This is a genomic window from Clostridium drakei (assembly GCF_000633595.2).
Taxonomy (GTDB): domain Bacteria; phylum Bacillota; class Clostridia; order Clostridiales; family Clostridiaceae; genus Clostridium_AM; species Clostridium_AM drakei.
Genome location: NZ_JIBU02000002.1, coordinates 1 through 22737, shown reverse-complemented (window position 1 = coordinate 22737; position 22737 = coordinate 1). Strand labels below are relative to the sequence as shown.

The 22737-nt window shown below is 31.6% G+C and carries 22 protein-coding genes, 2 tRNA genes and 1 rRNA gene; 20 read left to right on the top strand and 5 right to left on the bottom strand.

Going from position 1 to position 22737, the window contains the following annotated elements:
- Positions 1–97 precede the first annotated feature (97 nt).
- The 4 genes from EG57_RS0201095 to EG57_RS0201080 are packed head-to-tail and all read right to left on the bottom strand — an operon-like array spanning position 98 to position 3531.
- Entirely contained in the window at positions 98–1390 is a 1293-nt protein-coding gene (locus EG57_RS0201095) for an ABC transporter permease subunit (protein ID WP_032075479.1), read from the bottom strand.
- A complete protein-coding gene (locus EG57_RS0201090) occupies positions 1365–2252 on the bottom strand; it encodes an ABC transporter ATP-binding protein (RefSeq protein ID WP_032075478.1) in 888 nt (295 codons plus the stop codon). The genes EG57_RS0201095 and EG57_RS0201090 overlap by 26 nt, the downstream gene beginning before the upstream one ends.
- Positions 2253–2267: 15 nt before the next feature.
- Entirely contained in the window at positions 2268–3008 is a 741-nt protein-coding gene (locus EG57_RS0201085; protein ID WP_032075477.1) for a hypothetical protein, read from the bottom strand.
- A complete protein-coding gene (locus EG57_RS0201080) occupies positions 3001–3531 on the bottom strand; it encodes an RNA polymerase sigma factor (RefSeq protein WP_032075476.1) in 531 nt (176 codons plus the stop codon). The genes EG57_RS0201085 and EG57_RS0201080 overlap by 8 nt, the downstream gene beginning before the upstream one ends.
- A 257-nt stretch (positions 3532–3788) precedes the next feature.
- On the opposite strand from EG57_RS0201080, the gene EG57_RS0201075 reads away from it, so the two are divergent.
- The 9 genes from EG57_RS0201075 (at position 3789) to EG57_RS0201035 (ending at position 12436) form a co-directional block, all read left to right on the top strand.
- A tRNA-Met gene (locus tag EG57_RS0201075) sits at positions 3789–3864 on the top strand.
- 466 nt (positions 3865–4330) lie between these two features.
- Positions 4331–4732, top strand: coding sequence for a DUF3139 domain-containing protein (locus EG57_RS0201070; RefSeq protein ID WP_032075475.1), 402 nt, complete (start codon positions 4331–4333; stop codon positions 4730–4732).
- Between the two features lie 181 nt (positions 4733–4913).
- Positions 4914–5600, top strand: coding sequence for a GntR family transcriptional regulator (locus EG57_RS0201065; protein ID WP_032075474.1), 687 nt, complete (start codon positions 4914–4916; stop codon positions 5598–5600).
- Between the two features lie 294 nt (positions 5601–5894).
- Positions 5895–6941 carry a mannonate dehydratase gene (gene uxuA, locus EG57_RS0201060; protein WP_032075473.1) on the top strand — a complete coding sequence of 349 codons (1047 nt, stop codon included), beginning with the start codon at positions 5895–5897 and terminating at the stop codon, positions 6939–6941.
- A gap of 15 nt (positions 6942–6956) precedes the next feature.
- Complete coding sequence (locus EG57_RS0201055) at positions 6957–7814, top strand: SDR family oxidoreductase (RefSeq protein ID WP_032075472.1); 858 nt, start codon at positions 6957–6959, stop codon at positions 7812–7814.
- Between the two features lie 258 nt (positions 7815–8072).
- Positions 8073–9389 carry a gluconate:H+ symporter gene (locus EG57_RS0201050; protein WP_032075471.1) on the top strand — a complete coding sequence of 439 codons (1317 nt, stop codon included), beginning with the start codon at positions 8073–8075 and terminating at the stop codon, positions 9387–9389.
- A 59-nt stretch (positions 9390–9448) separates the two neighbouring features.
- Entirely contained in the window at positions 9449–10462 is a 1014-nt protein-coding gene (locus EG57_RS0201045; protein ID WP_032075470.1) for a zinc-binding alcohol dehydrogenase family protein, read from the top strand.
- A gap of 19 nt (positions 10463–10481) precedes the next feature.
- On the top strand, positions 10482–11756 hold the full coding sequence (locus EG57_RS0201040; protein ID WP_032075469.1) for a nickel-dependent putative hexonate epimerase: 1275 nt from the start codon (positions 10482–10484) through the stop codon (positions 11754–11756).
- 35 nt (positions 11757–11791) lie between these two features.
- Positions 11792–12436 (top strand): bifunctional 4-hydroxy-2-oxoglutarate aldolase/2-dehydro-3-deoxy-phosphogluconate aldolase, encoded by a 645-nt coding sequence (locus EG57_RS0201035; protein WP_032075480.1) that lies wholly within the window; start codon positions 11792–11794, stop codon positions 12434–12436.
- A 223-nt stretch (positions 12437–12659) separates the two neighbouring features.
- On the opposite strand, the gene EG57_RS0201030 is transcribed toward EG57_RS0201035, so the two are convergent.
- A complete protein-coding gene (locus tag EG57_RS0201030; RefSeq protein WP_032075468.1) occupies positions 12660–13055 on the bottom strand; it encodes a hypothetical protein in 396 nt (131 codons plus the stop codon).
- A 105-nt stretch (positions 13056–13160) separates the two neighbouring features.
- Between EG57_RS0201030 and EG57_RS0201025 the strand changes: the two genes are divergently transcribed.
- The 11 genes from EG57_RS0201025 to EG57_RS0200975 all read left to right on the top strand — a co-directional run.
- Positions 13161–13784 carry a DUF47 domain-containing protein gene (locus tag EG57_RS0201025; RefSeq protein ID WP_032075467.1) on the top strand — a complete coding sequence of 208 codons (624 nt, stop codon included), beginning with the start codon at positions 13161–13163 and terminating at the stop codon, positions 13782–13784.
- Positions 13777–14766 carry an inorganic phosphate transporter gene (locus tag EG57_RS0201020; RefSeq protein WP_032075466.1) on the top strand — a complete coding sequence of 330 codons (990 nt, stop codon included), beginning with the start codon at positions 13777–13779 and terminating at the stop codon, positions 14764–14766. Before EG57_RS0201025 ends, EG57_RS0201020 begins: the two co-directional genes overlap by 8 nt.
- A 78-nt stretch (positions 14767–14844) precedes the next feature.
- Positions 14845–15603, top strand: a complete 759-nt coding sequence (locus tag EG57_RS0201015; protein ID WP_032075465.1) for a SagB/ThcOx family dehydrogenase — start codon at positions 14845–14847, stop codon at positions 15601–15603.
- Between the two features lie 415 nt (positions 15604–16018).
- Positions 16019–17119 carry an ABC transporter substrate-binding protein gene (locus tag EG57_RS0201010; RefSeq protein WP_032075464.1) on the top strand — a complete coding sequence of 367 codons (1101 nt, stop codon included), beginning with the start codon at positions 16019–16021 and terminating at the stop codon, positions 17117–17119.
- Between the two features lie 87 nt (positions 17120–17206).
- Positions 17207–18025 (top strand): ABC transporter permease, encoded by an 819-nt coding sequence (locus EG57_RS0201005; protein WP_032075463.1) that lies wholly within the window; start codon positions 17207–17209, stop codon positions 18023–18025.
- Positions 18026–18028: 3 nt separating this feature from the next.
- Positions 18029–18823: an ABC transporter permease gene (locus EG57_RS0201000; protein ID WP_032075462.1), complete on the top strand. Its 795-nt coding sequence runs from the start codon at positions 18029–18031 to the stop codon at positions 18821–18823.
- Positions 18824–19894: an ABC transporter ATP-binding protein gene (locus EG57_RS0200995; protein ID WP_032075461.1), complete on the top strand. Its 1071-nt coding sequence runs from the start codon at positions 18824–18826 to the stop codon at positions 19892–19894.
- Positions 19895–19972: 78 nt separating this feature from the next.
- Entirely contained in the window at positions 19973–20923 is a 951-nt protein-coding gene (locus EG57_RS0200990; protein ID WP_032075460.1) for a carbohydrate kinase family protein, read from the top strand.
- A complete protein-coding gene (locus EG57_RS0200985) occupies positions 20916–21923 on the top strand; it encodes an ADP-ribosylglycohydrolase family protein (RefSeq protein WP_032075459.1) in 1008 nt (335 codons plus the stop codon). The genes EG57_RS0200990 and EG57_RS0200985 overlap by 8 nt, the downstream gene beginning before the upstream one ends.
- A 340-nt stretch (positions 21924–22263) precedes the next feature.
- Positions 22264–22339 (top strand) — tRNA-Met (locus tag EG57_RS0200980).
- Positions 22340–22676: 337 nt separating this feature from the next.
- Positions 22677–22737: ribosomal RNA gene (locus tag EG57_RS0200975) — 16S ribosomal RNA — on the top strand; the annotation flags it as partial.

Here is a 22737-nt window from a genome sequence, read left to right as displayed (position 1 = left end):
GCTTTTATACACCATATATTCAATGCGGACTCCACCTAAAAAGTTGTGTCGCAATGTGCTCATATTAAGTCAAAATTGTGTGTATGAATTATATATTTTAAGTGGTAGTTTTATATTTTTGAGATGAAAAGTAAGTGAAAGGTAATAAAGCAATTATAATAAAGATATACAACCATGGAAGAATTTCATAGGGAGTAAAAATTTTTCCGTGAATATCATATAACGTAAATGTTGTTATCAATTCCCACCCAAGCATCAATTGATGCGGCATTACACTTAAAATCTTTTGAAGAATACCTTGCACTCCAATTGACTTATCTAAGATTGCGGGAACCATCATAATTAAAAAAATTAAAATGATTGTAAAAAAGGAATTTTTCACTTTTGAGGAAAGAAACATTGAAAGTGTACCAATAAACAAGCAGGCTAGGTATCCCAATAATACAACCATCCCAAATGCCTGAATATTAGTTATATGATAAAAGCTTTTCCATCCCCCCATACTAGCTTGTAGAGGGCAATTTCCTCCTTCAGGTCCAAACATGAGAAAAATAGGTAGATTAGCTAGGAACATAAACACAAAATACACTAAAGTAATGGACAGTAATCCTGCAATTAATTTATAAATAATTGCTTTTTTCTTTCCATGTTCTGTAGAAAGAAGAATTGCTGCTGCTCCAGTTTGATATTCAACTGAAAATACAGGGGCTAGAAGTATACAAATAACAAATGCTAGAGCATAAATAGCTGCAGCACTATATTCCAAGGCTATTGACCAACCATCAGCATAAGAATACTCAAAAGGTGTATTCAACGTTTCTGCAGAATGAATTAAGTACCTTTTTTTACTTGCTGAAAGTTGATTGGCTTCCTGGCTTTTAAGCCATGTTTTTAATTGATTGATTCTGTTAGAATAAAATTTGTTAGAACTATTTATATTTAACTTATCCATTAAATCGTAATCATAAGAACGAAACTCTGAATAAGAGCAGCAAATCAAAGCTTTAATATCATTAAATTCCTGTTTTTCTGAATACTGCATGTTTGAAAGCTTTGCATCAGAATCCGAAAGTTTAGTGTTAGAGTCAGCGTTTTTTATACTAGCATATTTACTTTTGGAATTAATGGCTTGATTCTTTTCTAGTACATTTCTAATTCTTTCCTCTGTTAATGGCCCATTCCATGTCATTTTCTTATTTTTAAGCAGTTTTATAGCTTTAATTCCTTTTGTATCTGTACCATCAGCGCTAACATATGTTATATATGGTGTACCTTTCATATTAAAAAACAACATAGCTGCAAGATAAAAAGTTAACACTAAAAAGCTGATTAGAACACCTTTTTTACAAAAAATTTTTTTAAATTCATATTTCAAAATCTGCAATTTCATTCACCTCTCCAAAATAGTACATAAATAAGTCTTCCAGTGTAGGGGTAATCTGCCTGGCAGATATAATTGGCTTTTCACTGGAAATAATTCTAAGTTCTATATCTTCTCCAATGTTTTTCTCATTACTAATCACATATTTTGCACGTAACTGTTCTGCTTCTTTCAGTGATGCTTCACAAATCCATATATTATTTTTTATTGGCGTGAGCAAACTTAATACATCACCTTGGGCAATAATACTTCCTTCCTTCATGATTAGAATTTCTTTTGCAATGGAGTCCAAGTCTGATACTATATGTGTAGATAAAAGTACAATCCTTTCTTCAGCAAGGTGGCTTATAAGATTTCTAAAACGTATCCTTTCCTTTGGATCAAGCCCAGCAGTAGGTTCGTCTAAAATTAAAATTTCAGGCTCATTAATTACAGCTTGGGCAATTCCAAGCCTTCGCTTCATTCCTCCTGAAAAAGTTTTGATTTTCTTTTTACTAACTTTTGTTAATGAAACTATCTCTAATAATTCTTTTACACGCTTTTTTGCTATTTTCGGTTTTAATCCTTTTAGTGATGAAATATATAACAAATAATCTTCTGCTGAAAATTCAGGGTAATATCCAAATTCCTGTGGCAGATAACCTAATATCCTCCGATATTTTTCATTAAGCTTTTCAATATTTTCTCCATTATATTGTATTTCACCATTAGTTGGAGTAAGAAGTGTGCAAAGCATTCTCATAAGCGTTGTTTTTCCTGAACCATTTGCACCTAGTAGGCCATATACTCCTTTTTCCAATGTAAAATTAATATGATTCACTGCCATATTATCTTTAAATTTTTTACATAAATCATTAACTTGTAATTGCATTTATATACCTCCAAATTACATCTGTATTTCACAATAATATTTGCTGTATTTTATAATTTTTTTCCCTGCAAAGACCATATAACAAAAAGAAAAAAACAAAAGTAAATACCAAATTTTCATCTGCAGCATGGCATAAATATGATAATTATTTACTAATACATACCATAAAGTAGCCTGTATAATACATATCCCCAATGCTAAAACCTCTGAACAAAGCCTTTTTTTTCTGCATAACAAAGAAAAACAAATGCAGCTGGTAAAATTGAAAGGAACAAAAAAATAAATAACAGCCTCATATATGGAAAACTTAACTAAGTTCACTGCTGCTATGACTAAAATGGTTGCTATTATTAAATCCAGCATCCCCACGAGAAGTAATCTTGCAAAGTATAACTTTCGCAAATCAAAATAAGTTGTATTTTCTACTTCGAATGCACCAGCTGATATATTTTTCCACAACTCTGGTATTGCAAAAATGATTAATAATGGAGTGAGTACAGCGCAATAAGCGGCTTTATTTCCTATAAAATTATATTGATTCATTACTACTAAACTGCACACAGCTGTAAAAAATACAAAAATTTGTGTTAGCCAGTAATTTTTGCTTAAATACTGCATTTGTTCAAATAAGAATTCCAAGCTGCTTATTGGTTCTGAAATTATTTGTTTTAAGTATTGCTTCTTTGAAAGCTCTATTGTTTGTTTCATTTTTTCTTTATCATAAGTAGGTATTTTATAGTGCCAATTTTTATTCATAAAAATCCTCCTTATCCATACTGTTTTTAAGAAATTTTTTACCTTCAGAAAGTCGATATTTAACCAGTGAAAGCTTTATATCAAGTATTTCAGCAATTTCACGTAATTTTAAATTCTGAAAGTAGTGCAGAAGAACAACTTCCTTAAAATCCTCTGAAAGTCTTGAAATCTCCTGCATAATTCCTTCCTTCAGCGTAAGCTCGTCCTGTTCTACCTTACTATTTGTCAATTGTTCTTCCATTAGATCAATAGATTCTTCTTTATGTTTCTTATACTGATTCTTACATAGGTTCCCAGCAATTACATAAAGATAGTTTTTGGCTTTTCCTTTGTGAATATAATTGTTAAAATGTCCGAAAAAACGTGTAAAAGCGTCCTGTGTAATGTCTTCGGCCAGCCATTTATCATTTAATTTGTAATAGCAGTATTTATAGATTTCACCATAGTACAATTTTACAAAATCATCTACTGCAGCTTCATCACCATGTTTCATTCTTCGTATTATGAAAAAATCCTTGTCCACTTCTGCACCTCCTTTCACCAAGTTGAAAAGTACTTTTCATTTAGTATAACAATTTACCTAAGGAAAAAGTTAGAAAAAATTTTTTCTTTTATACAAAAAGATTTTGATAAAATGTATTTTTATTATCATACCGGGTAAGTATAAATTGTGACAGGAAAAATTGTAATATAGTATTTACATACATAATAAGATGTTGTATGTCGCTTAAAGAAGTGGCAAACTCAAAAAAGGAAAAGTTTCAATACAGTATATAATGACGCGGGGTGGAGCAGTTGGTAGCTCGTTGGGCTCATAACCCAAAGGTCGCAGGTTCGAGTCCTGTCTCCGCAACCAAAAGTATTAGAAGCTTTACAAGTTGATAGGCAATCGATAAAGGAACTGCTGCATTAAGTAACTTATATACAATAGGTTGTTTGGCAAATTAGAAACCAATACAATATATTGTGTTATTTGTTCTTAATTCAACAGTTCCTTTTAAAATTATTAAAGAGAAAATATCTTTAGTGAATAGAAAAACATAAAGTAAAATTATTGTGGTGAAACATGGTTTTAATGTATAATTTTTACGTAGGGATGTGCTTTCCGAGAATAAAACAGTATAGCATAACAAAATGTTTTGCAATATATGTAATAGTTTTAATTTTTATCATAAATTTCATGGCAATGTAATACAAAACAACTATTGTAAGGAAGGTTTTAGATTGGTTATGTCAAATTAATCTTTAAAATAAAAATTAAAATGTAATCAACATTAGCAAAGTGAAAATTATTATGTAATATTTTAAAAGTGGAGGTTTTTATGAGAACTTTAAAAAGAAGAACTTTATCATTGGTTGTTATTTTTATAATTAGTATTTTTGTAGTTGGTTGTGGTGAGACAGCATCAAAAGAATATAAAGAAGAACCTGTAGAAATTATTACACAAAAGGTGGTTAAAGTAGAACCTATAGAATCTGTTAAACAAAAGGTAACATCACATTTGACAGCAAAAGGCTACAAAGAAGGGGATTTTAAGCTAACTGTTGAGTATAATAAAGATAATATAAATTTATATAAGGGACCATACTCTATAAATGTAATTTTTAATGATGAACCAAATGTTATTTATAATTACAGATATAATTATGATTCAGAACTTAAAGATATAACTCAAACAAGTATATCACCAATGAAAGATAAAAATTTTAAACATGCTGAATAGTAAGCAAATCACTATAAATACAAAATGGTAGTGATGAGGACGTTCTTTATATAATGACGAAAGATCATTAGTATTTAATTTTCATACAATATATATTTATACTATAGTGTGTGGTATACTAGTATATAATGCTTTAAAATAGACATTGTTTTTTATGTTATTAAAATAGTGAGGTACAAATATGAAATTACTAGAAAAATTAAAAGGCGAAAATGGAAAGGATTATGCATACAGGGTTCTAAAAGATAATATTATGACTTTAGAGCTTAAACCAGGTGAATATATCAGCGAATCAGAGTTATCACAGCAATTAAATATTTCAAGAACTCCAATTCGTGAGGTATTGATGAAATTAAAAGAAGAACATCTTATAGAGGTAAAACCTCAAATAGGTACTTATGTATCATTAATAGATAAACATCTTATTGAAGAAGCATTTTTCATGAGATACTTTTTGGAAAAGGAAGCAATGAAGCTGGCATGTAGCAGTTTTCCAGAAGATAAGCTTATAGAGCTTGAAAAAAATTTGGTATCTCAAAGATACATTGCTGGAAAACAAAATTTTGAAAAAGAATTTCATAATTTAGATATTAAATTCCATGGGATAATATTTGAAGGAGTCAATTTAGAAGAAGTGTGGAAGGGTATATTAAAGATAAGTACTCATTATAATAGATTGAGATTGATTTCTGAAATAAGATATTCTAATAAAGTTTTTATTGAGCAACATGAACAGTTTTTCAACATCATAAAAAATAAAGATGTTGATAGTGTTGAAATGCTTATAAATGATCATGTTAGCAACCCTAAAAAAGGCTGGAAAAGTATTTTTAATGAGGATTCTCAATATAAGGATTATTTTAAGTAATAATCTAAAAGATATAAATAGTTGTTTTAAAAAGAAAAAGACTGTGTAGAGAAAGTGGTGATTATCCAATTCTTTATGCAGTCTTTTTAGTTTGTTAATTAAAAGATTTTATAAAAAGCCATTGACTATTTTTTATTGGTATGCTAGTATACTTGTATACCAGTTAAGGGAAAACATTTACAAAACTCAATATATTGAAAATTAAAGCATGCATCAATTTTTAGATATATTATTGGAATTACATAATTAAAAATTATTACTTATAATTTTTTAAAATGAAAGGAGAAAATGACCATGAAGATGACATTTAGATGGTATGGTGACGATGATAAAGTGACTTTAGACCAGATAAAACAGATACCGGGAATGACAGGAATTGTATCAGCAATTTATGATGTTCCTGTAGGTGAAGTATGGCCAATGGAAAAAATAACAGCTTTAAAAGAAAAAATTGAGGCTCATGGATTAGAATTTTCTGTAATTGAAAGTGTTCCAGTACATGAGGATATAAAGCTTGGACTTCCATCAAGAGATAAATATATAGATAACTACTGTCAAACATTAAGAAACTTATCTAAAGTAGGTGTAGAGGTAGTATGCTACAATTTTATGCCAGTATTTGATTGGACAAGATCTGAATTAGCTCATGAATTGCCAGATGGTTCAAATGCATTAATATATAAACATGAAACTGTTTTAAAAATGGATCCAGTAAAAGGGGAGTTATCACTTCCAGGTTGGGATTCAAGCTATACAAAAGAAGGTATGCAGGATCTATTAGAGCAGTATAAAAGCATAACAGAAGAGGATTTATGGAATAATTTAAGATATTTCTTACAACATGTTATTGCTGTAGCTGATGAGGTAGCAATTAAAATGGCCATACATCAGGATGATCCGCCTTGGTCAATATTCGGATTACCAAGAGTAATAAAGAACAAGGAAGATCTTGAAAAGCTTATTAACTTGGTGGATAGTCCGAATAATGGTATAACTTTATGTTCAGGATCTTTAGGGGTTGATCCAAATAACAATGTACCTGAATTAATTCGTTACTTTGGTAAAAAGGGAAGAATTCATTTTGGACATTGCAGAAACGTGAAAATCACAGGAGAGAAATGTTTTGAAGAAGCTTCACATAGAAGTGCAGATGGCTCATTAGATATGTTTGAAATTATGAAGGCTTATCATGATATAGGTTTTGATGGACCAATAAGACCAGATCACGGAAGAATGATTTGGGGAGAAACAGGAAGACCAGGATATGGACTTTATGATAGAGCATTAGGTGCAACATATTTAAATGGTATATGGGAAGCATTAGAAAAGACAAACAAGTAATTGGAGGGATTAATTATGAATTTACCATTTCAAATAGATTTGAAGGACAAGGTTGTAGTAATTACTGGTGCAGGTGGAATACTTTGTAGTGGCTTTGCAAAAGCATTAGCACAGTGTGGAGCTAAGGTTGCATTGCTTGATTTAAACAAAAAAGCTGCAGATGCAGTTGCAGAAGAGATAAAAGCAGCTGGTGGAATTGCAGCTGGTGTTGAAACAAACGTTCTTGATGTTGAAAGTATAAAAAGAGCAAGAAAAGAAGTGAATGAAAAATTTGGTCTTTGTGACATTTTAATAAATGGTGCAGGTGGAAATAATCCCAAAGGTACTACTTCAAAGGATTATTTATTTAAAGAAGACTTGGAAAATAAAGAAGAAGGAATTAAAACTTTCTTTGACCTAGATCCTAAAGGAATTGAATTTGTTTTTAATTTGAACTTTTTAGGAACATTGCTTCCTACTCAAATTTTTGTAAAGGATATGATAGGCAAGGAAGGTGCAGCTATATTAAATATTTCTTCAATGAATGCATTTACGCCTCTTACTAGAATTCCAGCTTATAGTGGAGCTAAAGCAGCAGTTTCAAACTTCACTCAATGGCTTGCAGTTCATCTTTCAAAAGTGGGAATAAGAGTAAATGCCATAGCACCTGGATTTTTCCTCACAAATCAAAATAGAGGATTGCTTGTAAATTCAGATGGAAGTTATACTGAAAGAGCTCAAAAGATAATAAATGCAACTCCAATGGGACGTTATGGGGAAGTGGAAGAGTTAACAGGAACACTTCTTTGGCTTTTAAATAGCAAAGCTTCAGGCTTTGTAAATGGAGTGGTTGTACCGGTAGATGGAGGATTCTCTGCTTATTCAGGAGTTTAATCAAGTGATTCTTAGAGCGGGTAGTCATCGGATAAATTTACATAATTGACAGTACAGGAGACTAGATGAAAGTTAAATAGAGACAAGCATATTAGTTTTATATATACCAATATTTGAAATAAATAAAATTTGCTTAATTGTGCTTAGGTAACTAATCATAAGGTACTATGTGTGGGGCAATGGTCCACATATAGTACCAATTGAAAAATCAAAGTTTTTAGTAGGAATTTAATTATTTTATTGTAAGGGGGAAAATATATGCCTTTATTAATTGTAGCTATGGGTGTTGTATTATTATTATTTCTAATGATCACTTTAAAAGTAAACGGTTTTATATCTCTTGTATTTGTTTCTTTAATGGTTGGTATAGCTGAGGGAATGCCTGCAAGTAAAGTATTAACCTCAATACAAAATGGTGTGGGAGGAACTTTAGGCAGTTTGGCTTTAATATTAGGTTTTGGAGCTATGCTTGGTAAGCTTATTGCTGATACTGGAGCAGCTCAGAAAATTGCAACTACACTTATCAATAAGTTTGGTAAGAAGAATATTCAATGGGCCCTTGTTATAACAGGATTTATTGTTGGACTTACCATGTTTTACGAAGTAGGTTTTGTCCTTTTGATACCTTTAGTTTTCACAGTTGCAGCTTCTACTGAATTACCTCTTTTGTATGTAGGTGTACCTATGGCTGCAGCACTTTCTGTTACTCATTGCTTCTTGCCGCCTCATCCAGGGCCAACAGCTATAGCTGCAATATATAATGCCAATATAAGTATGACATTAGTATATGGAATTATAATTGCAGTTCCTACAGTAATTATAGCCGGACCTATTTTTTCAAAGTTTTTAAAAAGATTTGAAAAGGAACCGCCAAAGGGATTATATAATCCTAAAATATTTAAGGAAGAAGAATTACCAAGCTTTGCTATAAGTGTTTTTACGGCAATTATTCCAGTTATATTAATGACACTTGCAGCTGTATGTGAAATGACACTTCCTAAGACTTCAGGATTAAGACAAACCTTTGAATTTTTGGGTTCTCCAGTTATGGCTATGTTTATTGCAGTTGTGGTTGGAATATTTACACTCGGAATTAATAGAGGACAAAAAGTTGCAGAAGTAATGGCTATGCTGGAGGAATCCATTAGTGGAATCGCAATGATCCTTTTAATAATTGCTGGTGGTGGAGCTCTTAAGCAGGTTTTAGTAGATTCGGGTGTAAGTAAATACATAGCAATATTAATGTCAGGAACTCATATGTCACCTTTGCTTTTAGCATGGCTTGTTGCAGCTATACTTCGCTTAACCTTAGGTTCAGCAACAGTTGCATCTATGACTACAGCAGGAATTGTGCTTCCAATAATAGCTACAACTCATGCCAATCCAGCTTTAATGGTATTAGCAACTGGAGCAGGAAGTGTAATATTCTCACATGTAAATGATCCAGGCTTTTGGATGTTTAAGGAATATTTCAATTTAAGTGTTGGAGAGACTTTAAGTTCATGGTCAATATTGGAAAGTTTAATTTCAGTTCTAGGATTAATAGGAGTGTTAGTTATTGGAATGTTTGTGTAAAAATGATGAAAGAAAAAATATTAAAATATAATTAGACAATAAAAAAGGAGAATAGTATTATGAAATCAGTATATTTAGAATCACCAAATAATATTAAAATTAAAGAGGTTGAAAAACCTATTAGAAAAGAAAATGAAGCATTAATAAAAATTAAGTCAGTAGGAATATGTGGATCAGATATAGGAGCTTATAGAGGAGTGAATCCTTTAGTTAGTTATCCAAGAATAATAGGTCATGAATTAGCAGGTGAAGTTGTAGAAATTGGAGAAAATAGCAAAGGAATAAAAGCAGGAGATAAAGTAATTATTGATCCATATATTTATTGTGGAAAATGTTATCCTTGCAGCATCGGCAGGACAAATTGTTGTACAGATTTAAAAGTATTAGGAGTTCATATTGATGGAGGTATGGTAGAATTCTTTACTCATCCTTCAGAATTGTTATGGAAGGTTCCAGATAATATTTCATGGGAACAAGTCCCAGCAGCAGAGCCTTTAACAATAGCCTTACATGCTATTCATAGGACTAAAGTTACAGCAGAAGAACATGTGGTTATAATTGGAGCAGGTGCTATAGGACTTTTAGCGGCTTTATCTGCAATAGCTTATGATGCAGTTCCAATATTATTGGATATTGTTGATGAAAGATTAAGCTTTGCAAATGGAATAGGTATAAAACATACAATTAATGCTATGGATAAAGAGGCAGTGGAAAAAATAAAACAGATTACTAATGGAAGAATGGCAGAAGTAGTAATTGAAGCTTCAGGATCAAATGCAGCAATAAGAAACACACTTGACTATGTATCAAATGCAGGAAGAGTAGCACTTACAGGATGGCCTAAAAAGGAGACAAGTCTTCCAACAAATTTATTTACTATGAAAGAAATTGACATTAGAGGTTCAAGAACTAGTGCTGGGGAATTTGAAGAAGCATTAAAGCTAATATCAGAAGGAACTGTAGATGTTAAGAGCATAATTAGCAAGGTAATAAAATTAGAAGAAGTTCCAGAGGCTGTAAAAGAACTTTCTGAGCACCCAGAAAGATATTTAAAAATAAATGCCCTTATATAGGCTTGTTTAGGAGGATTTCATGAATAAATTTGTAATTTCTTTAGAAAAAGATTCAATTTCACAGGTTGAAATAAACCAGCAAATTAATGCATTGATTGAACAGTGTGAGCTGCATAATGTAAAAAAAATTCTTATTATACCTCCTGATTTTACAAGATGTTATTCTATGGCAGGAGAAATTACACAAGTTTTATATAAAAAACTCTCACACCATTATCATATAAATATAATGCCTGCACTTGGAACTCATATGTCAATGGATAATGAAGAATTGGATAAGATGTTTGGAAGTGAAATTCCAAGAGATGCTTTTTTAATTCATGACTGGAGAAAAGATACTGTATCATTAGGAAAAGTACCAAGTGAATTTGTATCTGAGATTTCAAGTGGATTGTTTGCTGAGGAAATAGAAGTAGAAGTAAATAAGCGATTGGTAAGCGGAGAATATGGTCTTATACTATCCCTTGGACAGGTAGTACCTCATGAAGTTGTAGGCATGGCAAACTATAGTAAGAATATTTTTGTGGGATGCGGTGGAAGACAGATGATCAACAAATCTCATATGCTTAGTGCTGTTTGTGGAATGGAAAAAGCCATGGGAGTATGTGATACTCCTGCACGATTGGTATTTGATTATGCTCAGGAACATTATTTATCAGATTTGCCACTTGTTTATATACAAACTGTTACCACAGTAAAAAACAATGAAACAGAACTTAATGGACTATATATGGGAAATAAAAGGACTGTATTTGAACAAGCAGTAAAACGCAGTCAGGAATTAAATATAACATATGTAGAAAAGCCAGTAAAAAAAGTAGTAGCATATCTTGATGAGCATGAGCTTAAAACCACCTGGGTAGGAAACAAAGGAATTTACAGAACAAGAAAAATTGTTGCAGATGGTGGAGAACTTATACTTTTAGCACCTGGAGTAAGAAAATTTGGAGAAAATGAAGAAACTGATGTTGAAATACGTAAATATGGATATAAGGGAAGAGACTATGTGTTGAATTTATATAATACTGTGCCTGATATGAAGGCAAAGATGATGATTGCAGCACATTTAATTCAAGGTTCTAGTGACGATAGATTTAAAATTACTTATGCAACTCAGCATTTAACAAAAGAGGAAATTGAAGGTGTTGGATTCAACTATATGCCGCTTAAAGAAGCATATAAATTATATGATCCTGATAAGCTTGAGGATGGCTACAATACACTTGAAAACGGTGAAGAAATTTATTTTGTCAGAACACCTGCAATGGGACTTTGGACAATAAGAGAAGAATAAAATGTAATTTAAATTATTGAAGGGTGATGATGGCAGTGAAAAGAATTGAAACTATACAAAGAATAATTGAAGCTGGTGTTGTAGCAGTAATGAGGGCAGAATCAAAAGAACAATGTATTAAGGTTATAGATGCAGTAAAAAAAGGTGGAATAAAGGCTTTAGAAATAACAATGACTGTACCAGGCGCAGTTGATATTATAAAAGAGATATCAGAGGTATATAAAGATGAAGATGTAATAATAGGAGCTGGAACAGTTCTTGATCCAGAAACTGCAAGAGCTTGTATACTTGCTGGAGCCAGATATATAGTAAGCCCATGTCTTAATGTAGAAACTATTAAACTATGTAACAGATATAGAATACCTATAATGCCAGGAATAATGACTGTTAAAGAAGCAGTGGAAGCTCTTGAATATGGTGTTGAAATATTGAAGGTATTTCCAGGAAATGCATACGGACCTTCAATTATAAGTTCTTTTAAAGGACCTATACCACAAGGAAACTTTATGCCAACTGGTGGAGTGAAGCTGGATAATATTAAGGATTGGATAAAGGCAGGAGCTGTAGCAGTTGGGACTGGATCGGATTTAACTAAAGGAGCTAAAACTGGAAACTATGAATTAGTTACTGAAACAGCAGCTAAATTTATTGAAGAAGTAAGAAAAGCTAGAGAAAAGTAATTTTTGAAATAGTTTAGAATAAAGTTTCAGTGAGGTACGGCTTTAGATCAGCTTATGATATTTATGGGTAACAAGAAAGTTATAGATACATAAGGAGATATTTTTGCTCAACTATATAAAATTTATGCTCTGTTAAAGAATAGAGTTAATAAATATGATACAATTAAGGGAACCTATTAAAAGTTCCCTTAATTCACGTTTTATAAATGTTGTATTAAAAGATTTAATCTTTATTAACATATCCTTCTAAAATATTAATTTCTAATTTAAAATATTCTTCTTCAACAAAGATTGGTTCATTCATAAAGTACCAATAACTCAAATCACATATAAGTTCATAACTTTGAGAATAATACTCTTCTGAAAACTTATTAATATTCCTGAAATTTGAATGGGATGTCCAATCCTTAATATACCAAGATACAAACCAAAACCCTTGTGTAATTTCCTTGTCTAAAGGGTCACTGGATTGCATTTGTTTACAGTAATCTCTCATACTATTTAAAAGATTAATAAATTTATTATGAGACCATTCCAAATCACAACGAATAGAAATTAAGAAACAATTCCCTTCTCCCCTAAATTCGTGAAGTAATTTATCAGTTACTTTATTTGTCATATGTGCCTCTCTTATTTTCCCTAGTATTTTTAGAATAATCTACTCATACTAGGGAAAATTATTAAATAATACATACATTATTTAATTTGCTGGGGAGGAATTCTTATGTTTAGTATAAAACCAAAGGATAATATGTTTTTTGATCTTTTCACACAAGGTGTAAAAATTTCAAATTCAGCTGCAAAGGAATTACGTACACTTATGGACGAACTTGGTAATCCAGATGAAAGGCTTACAAAATTAACAGATCTTGAGCATGAAGGTGACAAAGTCACTCACAGCCTTATAGAATACACAAATAAAATGTTTATTACGCCGCTGGATAGAGAAGATATAATTACTATTACTAGAGAAATAGATAATGTTACAGATAATATTGATGCAACAGGACATAGGTTTTATATGTATTACATGGATAAGCCAACAAATGAAGCAATGAATATGCTGGATAAACTTGTAGCAGCTACAAAAGAACTTGTAGATATAGTGTCTGAATTAAGAAATCTTCATAAAAGCACTACTATGATTGATAAGATAATATATGTTAATACAATTGAGAATGAAGCAGATCAGATATATAGAAAGGCCGTTAGAAAGCTTTTTGAAAATCCATCGGATGTACTTTATATAACAAAATGGAAGGATATATATAAATATATAGAGGATAGCATAGACTCCTGTGAAAAGCTTGCAAATCAAATAAGGGGAGTTGTTATGAAATATGATTAGTACATTTATCATAGTTGTTATAGTATTGGCATTGGTCTTTGACTATATAAATGGATTTCATGATACTGCTAATGCCATAGCAACTGTAATTGGTACCAAAGTATTGACCCCATCTCAGGCATTATTTATGTCTGCCGTATTAAATTTTATAGGGGCTATGCTAAATACTGAGGTGGCTTCAACTATAGGTAAGGGAATTGTTAAGGAAGGTGTAGCTACGCCTGAGTTGATAACTATGGCTCTAATTGGAGCCATTGTTTGGAATTTGATTACTTGGTATTTTGGAATACCAAGCAGCTCTTCGCATGCACTTATAGGTGCACTTATAGGAGCTGCAGTAGCCTTTCATAAGTTTGATTTTGGTGTTATCAAATGGAAGGGTTTTTTTAATAAAATTATTATTCCTCTTATTACGTCACCTATAGCAGGATTAATAATTGGATTTGTATTTATGATGGCTTTAATATGGATTTTTCATAAAACTAGTAATGTCAAGTCTAGCAGAATTTTTAAAAGGCTTCAGATCGTGTCTGCTGCATTTATGTCATACAGCCATGGTTCAAATGATGCTCAAAAATCTATGGGAATTATAACATTAGCACTAGTGGCTGGTGGATTTTTAAAAAATTTTCAGGTTTTATGGGAAGTTAAACTTGCCTGTGCTGCAGCTATGGCCTTTGGAACTATGTCAGGTGGCTGGAAAATCATTAAGACTATGGGTGTAAATATGATTAAACTTGACCCTATAAATGGTTTTGCTGCTGAAACTGCTGCAGCTATTACTATACAGACTGCAACTTTTATGGGGGCTCCTGTTAGTACAACACATATTATTACTTCTTCTATTATGGGTGTTGGTGCAGCTAAAAGAATTTCAGCTGTAAGATGGAATCTTGCAAAAAATATACTTGTGGCTTGGGTTCTGACAATTCCCTGCAGTGCTGCAATAGCTGGGGTGTGTACTTTAATATTTTATAGATAGATTGTTAATAAAATTATTGAATCTATGTTATACTCTTTATAGTTGGTGTAAATTTAAATTAGGAAGAAGGTAATTTATATGAACAAAAGTAAATTACAAAGGGAATTGTTAAAAGCGAAGTTTAGTTTACTTAAGGATATAAAAACAGATCAAAAACAAAAACTTCCACAGCCGTTGATTCAAAAGTCCGTAAAAGAAGATGAAGAAATAATTATTCTTCCAAAGGTAGATAGGAATGTTATAGTAAAAAAAGACATTTTCGATTGTATAATGGATAGAAGCAGCAAAAGAGTTTATACAGAAGAAAGCTTATCATTAGAAGAACTTTCATTTTTGTTGTGGAGCACTCAAGGAGTAAAAAAAGTTGTGGGAAAAGTAAATTTTGCAACTTTTAGAACAGTGCCTTCAGGTGGAGCAAGACATCCTTTTGAAACTTATTTAGTAATAAACAGAGTAGAGGGATTAAAAAAAGGAGTATATCGTTACTTGCCATTAGAGCATAAAATTGTATTTTTGTTTGATAAAAATGATATGGAAGAAGAAGTAACAGAAGCTGTTTCTGGACAAAAGTTTATTGCTAGCAGTGCAGTTGTATTTATTTGGAGCTGTATACCATATAGAAGTGAGTGGAGATATGATGTAGCTGCTCATAAGACAATTCTTCAAGATTCAGGACATCTTTGTGAAAATCTATATTTGGCATGTGAAGCTATAGGGTGTGGAACTTGTGCAATAGGAGATTATAATCAAGAAATAATAGATAAATTTTTAATGCTTGATGGTGAAGAGGAGTTTGTTATTTATGCGGCACCAGTAGGAAAGGTTAAAAATGAATGATGATAACACATAGTCAAGAAACAACTCAAAGAACACCTATAGAGTAAATTTTTAATTAAGTAATTCTTGTTTTAATATTAATAAAATCGTTAAGCAATTAAGATTGTTTAGCGGTTTTTTTATTGTTTATGGAAATGTGCCAAATACAAAACTACTATTAAGTTGATTTTTCTTTGCCATGTGTATATTCAATGAATAGAATTATTTTAATTTTAGTATAGATTGAAAAAACTGTAAGTAGGTTTGTAATAAAGTATAAAAGTTAAGAAAAAGGGTATAAGAACTCAAAAATTAATAGTTAAAAAGAAGGAATTTAGAAAAATATGCAGAATATATTCAATAATACATTTGTAAATACTAATGTATATACAATAATACTATGAAGTAATTTATTTATCCAAGGAGGAGCAAAAAAATGAGTAGAAAAAGTTTTTTAAAGAAAGGAATTGCACTAGGTGTAGCGACTTTCTTAACAGTTGGTTTTACCAGCTGCGGTTTAAAATCAAATCAGGCAAGTGGTGATCAAAAAAGTAATAGTGCTGCAAAAACACTTGTAGTAGTTAATTGGAAGGATTATGGCTCAGATAAAGCAGATATAGTTAAGGAATTTGAAGATAAATATAAATGCAAAGTTCAGCATATTTATATGTCTTCAGAGGAAGAGCTTTTAACAAAATTAAGAACTGATGGAAAAGGTAAAATAGATGTGGTACTTCCTAATGCTTCTGTACTTCCAGTGGCAGAAAAAGAAGGGTTGCTTGAAGCAATAGATACTGGAAAATTAGAAAATTATAAAAATATATTAGATAAATTTAAAAGCTTACCTGAAAACAGTATGAATGGAAAAACTTATGCAGTTCCATGGGTTTGGGGTTCTACAGCATTAGCTTACAATACAAATATGATTAAAGAAAATGTTGATAGTGTTAATGTTTTGTGGGATGCAAAGTATAAAGGACAGATTGCATTTAGAGATGACTTTAATGATGCAGTAATGACTGCTGCCATTGCACTTGGACAAAATCCAAATAATCCAAGTGATTTAAATGCAATTAAGAATAAGCTTATTGAACAAAAGGCATTAAATAAGACTTACTGGAAAACTGGTGATGAGTGGTCCAAATTATTTGCAAATAACCAAATAGCTGTTGGGGTTATGTGGAGTGGACAAGCTGCTTCTATGAAAAAAGAAGGACAGCCAATTAAGTTTGTTGTACCAAAAGAAGGAGCTATTGGATGGGTTGATAACTGGTCTATAGTAAAAAATGCACCTAATCAGGATTTAGCTTACAAATTTATAGATTTTATGACTAGTAAGGAGTTTCAGCAAAATTGGGCAAAATCAGGCGGACCAGCTCCTACAAATAAGCTTGCTATAGCTGCCCTTGATCCAAAATTAGTTGAAGATAATTCTATGAGCGAAGCAGTATTAAACAAGTTAAATTTCATATCCTATCATGATGAAGCAACAAAGAAGGCTTGGAACGAATTATGGCAAGAAGTTAAGGCGAAATAATTTATTTATAGGAGAGTTGATAAAGTGAAAGTTAACTCTCCTAATAATTATATATTGGATGAAAAGTGAGATGAATGGAGGGGGAAAATGAAGAAGAGATATTTGCTTATGAGTCCTGCACTTTTTATTCTAATTGCCTTTGGTGTTGTACCATTGTTCATAATGTTCTATTTTAGTTTTTTAAGTGATGGGCAAACTGCAAGCTTTACACTGCAAAATTATATGGATTTTTTTTCAAAGGGATTATATATAAAATTAACATTAAAAACTATAAAGATAAGTATTATTGTAACTGTTATTTGTCTTTTGATAGCTTATCCTATGGCATATATTATGGCTAAAATTGTGAGAAAAGGAAAAGGCATTATGCTGCTTCTCATTATAATACCATTTTGGACAAGTGAACTTGTACGTGCTTATTCCTGGGTAAATCTTCTAAGAGATGGAGGAATATTAGAAATATTTTTAAGAAAACTTCATATTATTGGAAGTGGAAATTTAGGCATATTATTTACACAGGCAGCAGTAATAATTGGACTTACACACATTTTTTTCCCATACATGGTTATTACAATATATATGTCTCTGGAGAAATTGGACGATTCCATTATAGAAGCTTCCAAAAGTCTTGGAGCTACCAGCCTTAATACCTTTAAAAATATTACTCTTCCCTTGAGTAAAGTAGGAATTTTGACTGGAGCTATTTTGGTGTTTATACCATGTCTTGGAAGCTTTGTTGAACCTAGAATATTAGGTGGAGTAAATGGTTCGGTTATAGGAACGATTATTGAAGATCAATTTTTTGAAATATACGGATGGAATTTTGGTGCAGCAATAGCTTTTATACTTCTTGCTTTGGTATTAATATCTTTAGGCATATTTTCCAGATTCAATAGAGAGGTGTAATTGATGAAAAATAAAATTTTTGGATGGACTTATGCCATGTTAGTATTTATATTCCTATATACACCAATAATTGTACTGGCATTGATGTCCTTTAACAAATCAAGATATAATACACTTCCTTTTAACTTTAGTATGAAGTGGTATTTGGAGCTTTTTAATGATACAAAGCTTATAAATGCAGCAGCAAATAGTGTGTACATTGCCTTTATTACAGCTATTATTTGTGTGGTTTTAGGAACGGCTTTGATGCTTGGAATACCCGAAGGAAGGAAAAAAGTAAGCAATATGGTAAATTCAATAGTACTTATGCCATTGACAATTCCCTGGATTATTATGGGGTTATCTTTATTACTATTTTTAATGAAGCTTGGTTTAAATAAAAATCTATTTATATTAATAATTGGACATGTTATTATTTCACTGCCTTATGCAGCATTGGTAATAGGAGCTAGAATTTCGGATATGGATAAGTCAATAGAGGAGGCCTCATACAGCCTTGGAGCAAATGAATGGACAACTTTTAGAAGGATAACTTTGCCTGCTATATTGCCAGCAGTTATTGCAGGAGGTTTTTTATCTTTTATGATATCCTTTGATAATTTTGTTATTTCGTATTTTCTTATTCCTACAGGTAATAGTACTTTGCCAATTGAAATATATTCTTCGATCAAATTTGGATTTACCCCAGAAATTAATGTAGTGGCAACAATTATTTTGGTGGTTTCCCTGGCAATAATTATACTTATTGCTCTACTTATGCAATCATCTCTTAAGAACATATTTAGGAGGAAAGCTTAAATGTCATATTTTCAGACAAAAAATTTAAGTAAAAAATACGATTCAAATACAGTTTTAGATAAAGTAAATTTTAATATTGAAAAGGGAACCTTTTTGTCCTTACTTGGACCTTCCGGTTGTGGAAAAACTACAACTTTAAGAATTGTTGCTGGTTTTGAAAGCCCAGATAGAGGAGAGGTAATAATAGAAGATAAGGTTATTAATAAAATTCCTGTGTATAAGAGAAATGTAGGCATGGTTTTTCAAAGCTATGCATTGTTTCCTCATATGAATATTGAACAAAATATTGCCTACGGACTTGAGCAGAGAAAGGTATCAAAAAGCGAAATAAAAAAAGAAGTATCAAAAGCAATAGAAATGGTACAGCTAACTGGCCTTGAGAAGAGAAAACCTAAGCAGCTATCTGGAGGACAGCAGCAGAGAGTTGCCCTTGCTAGAGCACTTGTAATTAAGCCAAGTTTGCTTCTATTAGATGAGAGCTTAAGTGCATTGGATAAAAAATTGAGAGTTGATATGCAGGTTGAATTACGTCAAATTCAGAAAAAAGTAGGTATAACAACAATTTTTGTTACACATGATCAAGAAGAAGCTTTAACAATGTCTGATAAAATAGCTGTTATGAACAAAGGAAGAATTATGCAGCTAGATACTCCTCATAATATTTATGAAAGACCAGCAAACTCTTTTGTGGCAGGATTTTTAGGACAGTCAAATTTTTTTAAGGGAGTAATAGCAGATGTCAATAAAGATATTTACAGCGTTAAAATGAAAAATGGTCATAATGTGGATATAGAAGCAGAAGGCAAGCTAAGTTTAAATCAAAATTATATTTTTTCAATTAGACCAGAAAAAATTATTATTGAAAAAGAAAGGCCTGATAATAAAACTTTTTTAAGTGGAGTAATAAAATTCATTACTTATGCAGGTAATATTTCGATATACAGAGTAGATGTAATGGGACAAGAAGTTATAGTGCAGCTGCAAAATTTCTTTGGTGAAGAAAAATTTAAAAATGGAGATCAGGTCTATTTAACCTGGGACAAAGCAAGTAACATTATTCTAAATGATTAATATAGTGTAGTTAATAATTCAGCTTTTTCAGAGGACAGAGGACAATTGTATTACTATATATAAGATGTAGGTGGTTTTATGAAATTAGACAAAGATAAAAAAGTGCTTGTTATGGGAGGTTTAATAGTTGATAAATATATTGTTACAGAGCAATATCCTTCAAGGGGAGAAGATGTTTTAATTACAAATTCTTTTAACAGAGTTGGCGGATGTACAATAAATGTTGTTTCAGCCCTGAATAACCTTGAAATTGATGCATACCCTGTATCTACTGTAGGTGGAGATGAAAATGGAAATATAATAGAAAAATATCTACTGGAAGCTAATATTGGTAAAAATTGTGTAATGGTAGAGAAAGATAAAAATACAGGATACTGTCTTGTGATTTTAGATGACACTTCAGAGAGAACCTTTATGACATATAAGGGATGTGAAGAGGAGTTTTATTATAAGCTTATAAATTGTGATTTAATGAAAGAAATTAAATTTGTTTATTTAACAGGTTATTATCTTTTAGGAAGCTTTGCAGCGGAAATATTAAGTTTTATAAAAGATATCAAAGAGCTAGGAGCTTCTATTATGTTTGATCCAGGTCCATTGGTAGATAAAATTCAGTTGGAAATTCTACAACTGGCCTTAGATTTATGTGATATTTTTATACCTAATTTCAATGAAATAGAAAAGGTTAAAATAAAGTTGAATATAGTTGAAGGTGTTAGTAAATGGATAGAAAAAAATAAAATACAATATCTAATTATTAAAAATGGAAGTAAAGGAGTCACTGCTTATAAAGGAAATAAAAAATATGAAATTTCAGCTTACAACGTAAAAGCAATAGATACTACAGGAGCAGGAGACAGCTTTGCAGCAGGGTGTATTTACGGATTTTTGAATGATATGGAATTTGAAGAAATATTAAATATAGGAAGTGCATGTGGTGCTATGAATACAACTTTTATAGGTCCAAATGGAAAATATGGTGTGAAAGATATAGAAAAACTTATAAAGGAGGAGATTGACAATGCTTGACAGGGCATATGGAGCTTTAATAGGTTCAGCTATAGGCGATGGAATGGGAATGCCTGCATCATTTATGACACCTGATCAAATAAAGAAATCTTATGGTAAAATTATAGGCTTTAATAAACCCTCATCAGAACAGATAGCACATGGTTCATTAAATGAAGGAGAAATAACAGATGATACTGAAGAAAGCATTATTATAGCATCAGTTTTAATAGAAAAATCTGGCTTTCATAGAGAATTGTTTGTAGATAAAATGAGAGAATGGGCAATTAAGAATAAAATGCTGGAAACAACAGTTATTGGACCAAGTACAAGAAGATTTTTAACTTCCATTATTAAAGGAGAAGATTATATTAAGGCGGGAAGGATTGGAGATACTAATGGCGGTGCTATGAGAGCAGCTCCCATAGGAATTTTTCATCATGGAGATATAAAAATGGCCACAGAGGATGCCTTTGAATCGTCCATTGTATCACATGGAAGCAAGCCAGGAGCAGGTTCTACTTGTGCAATAGCAGCAGCAGTATCTTGTGCTGTAGAAGGGAAGGCTTCAATTGATGAAGTGATGAAATTTGCAATTTATGGAGCACATTATGGTGAGGAAAATGGATATGACATACCATCACCTTCTATTGAGGAAAGAATAAAACTTGCCATGGAGGTTATAGATAGAAATAAGGATAAAAGCTTAGACGAAGTTTCTAAAATATTATACCGTTTAATTGGAGCTGGTATGAAAAGCTATGAATCTATTCCTTTAAGCTTGGGTGTTTTCTATGCAGGCAGTGGAAATTATGAGAAATGCTTAACTGCAGTAATCAACATTGGTGATGATGCGGATACTAATGGATCCATAGTTGGTGCACTTTGTGGTGCCTTTAAGGGTGCTTCAAATATTAGAGATGAATGGAAATCATATATAGAAAATACTAATCACATAGATTTTTATAAGATGGCTGAAAGCATTCTGTCTGCTAGAAACAAAATTACAAGAAAAATTTAAATGAGGCTGTTGTATTAAGAATAAATACTACAATATCATTGTATGTAAATTCCTTAGTGCAACATCCCCATATTAAAAACAAACTATAAATTGAGAGAGACAACATTAATATTTACTAAGTGATAGGGTAAGCAATATAAAATATTACATAAACTTAGTCACGTGTGTCAGTATACCAAATAGAGAGTATATAACAGTATACAAGACAATTAACAATATTATATTTAATAAACACAGTCGTTACTAAATTTTTCATATCTACTTACATGGTAACATATCACTTGTCGCTTGAAGGAGTGGCAAACAGAAACGAAATGTGCTTCAATGTAATGAATAATGACGCGGGGTGGAGCAGTTGGTAGCTCGTCGGGCTCATAACCCGAAGGTCACAGGTTCAAGTCCTGTCTCCGCAACCAAAAGTATTGAACTCCACAGCAAGCTGAGGAGTAAATGATCATTTTAAAATGTAAATTCAGTTGCAGTTAGTAATTGAGTACATGAGTTAATCGGTAAAAAATTACTAGTTGACAAGCTAAGATGAACATGATAAGATGCAAAAGTCGCTTAGATGCGGAAAGATCCTTGAAAATTAAACAGAGTGAAAGTAAGATATAAATCTTATTTTAAATAAGCCAGTATTAGTTAAACTAACAAGTTTAACGTCAATTAATAGAGCAAGGAAACTCCACAGCTGAAGTTGAGGAGTAAGCGATCACTAACAAATCATAGATTTGAAGTGCCTGCTTAAACTTTCAAATTGAGAGTTTGATCCTGGCTCAGGACGAACGCTGGCGGCGTGCTTAACACATGCAAG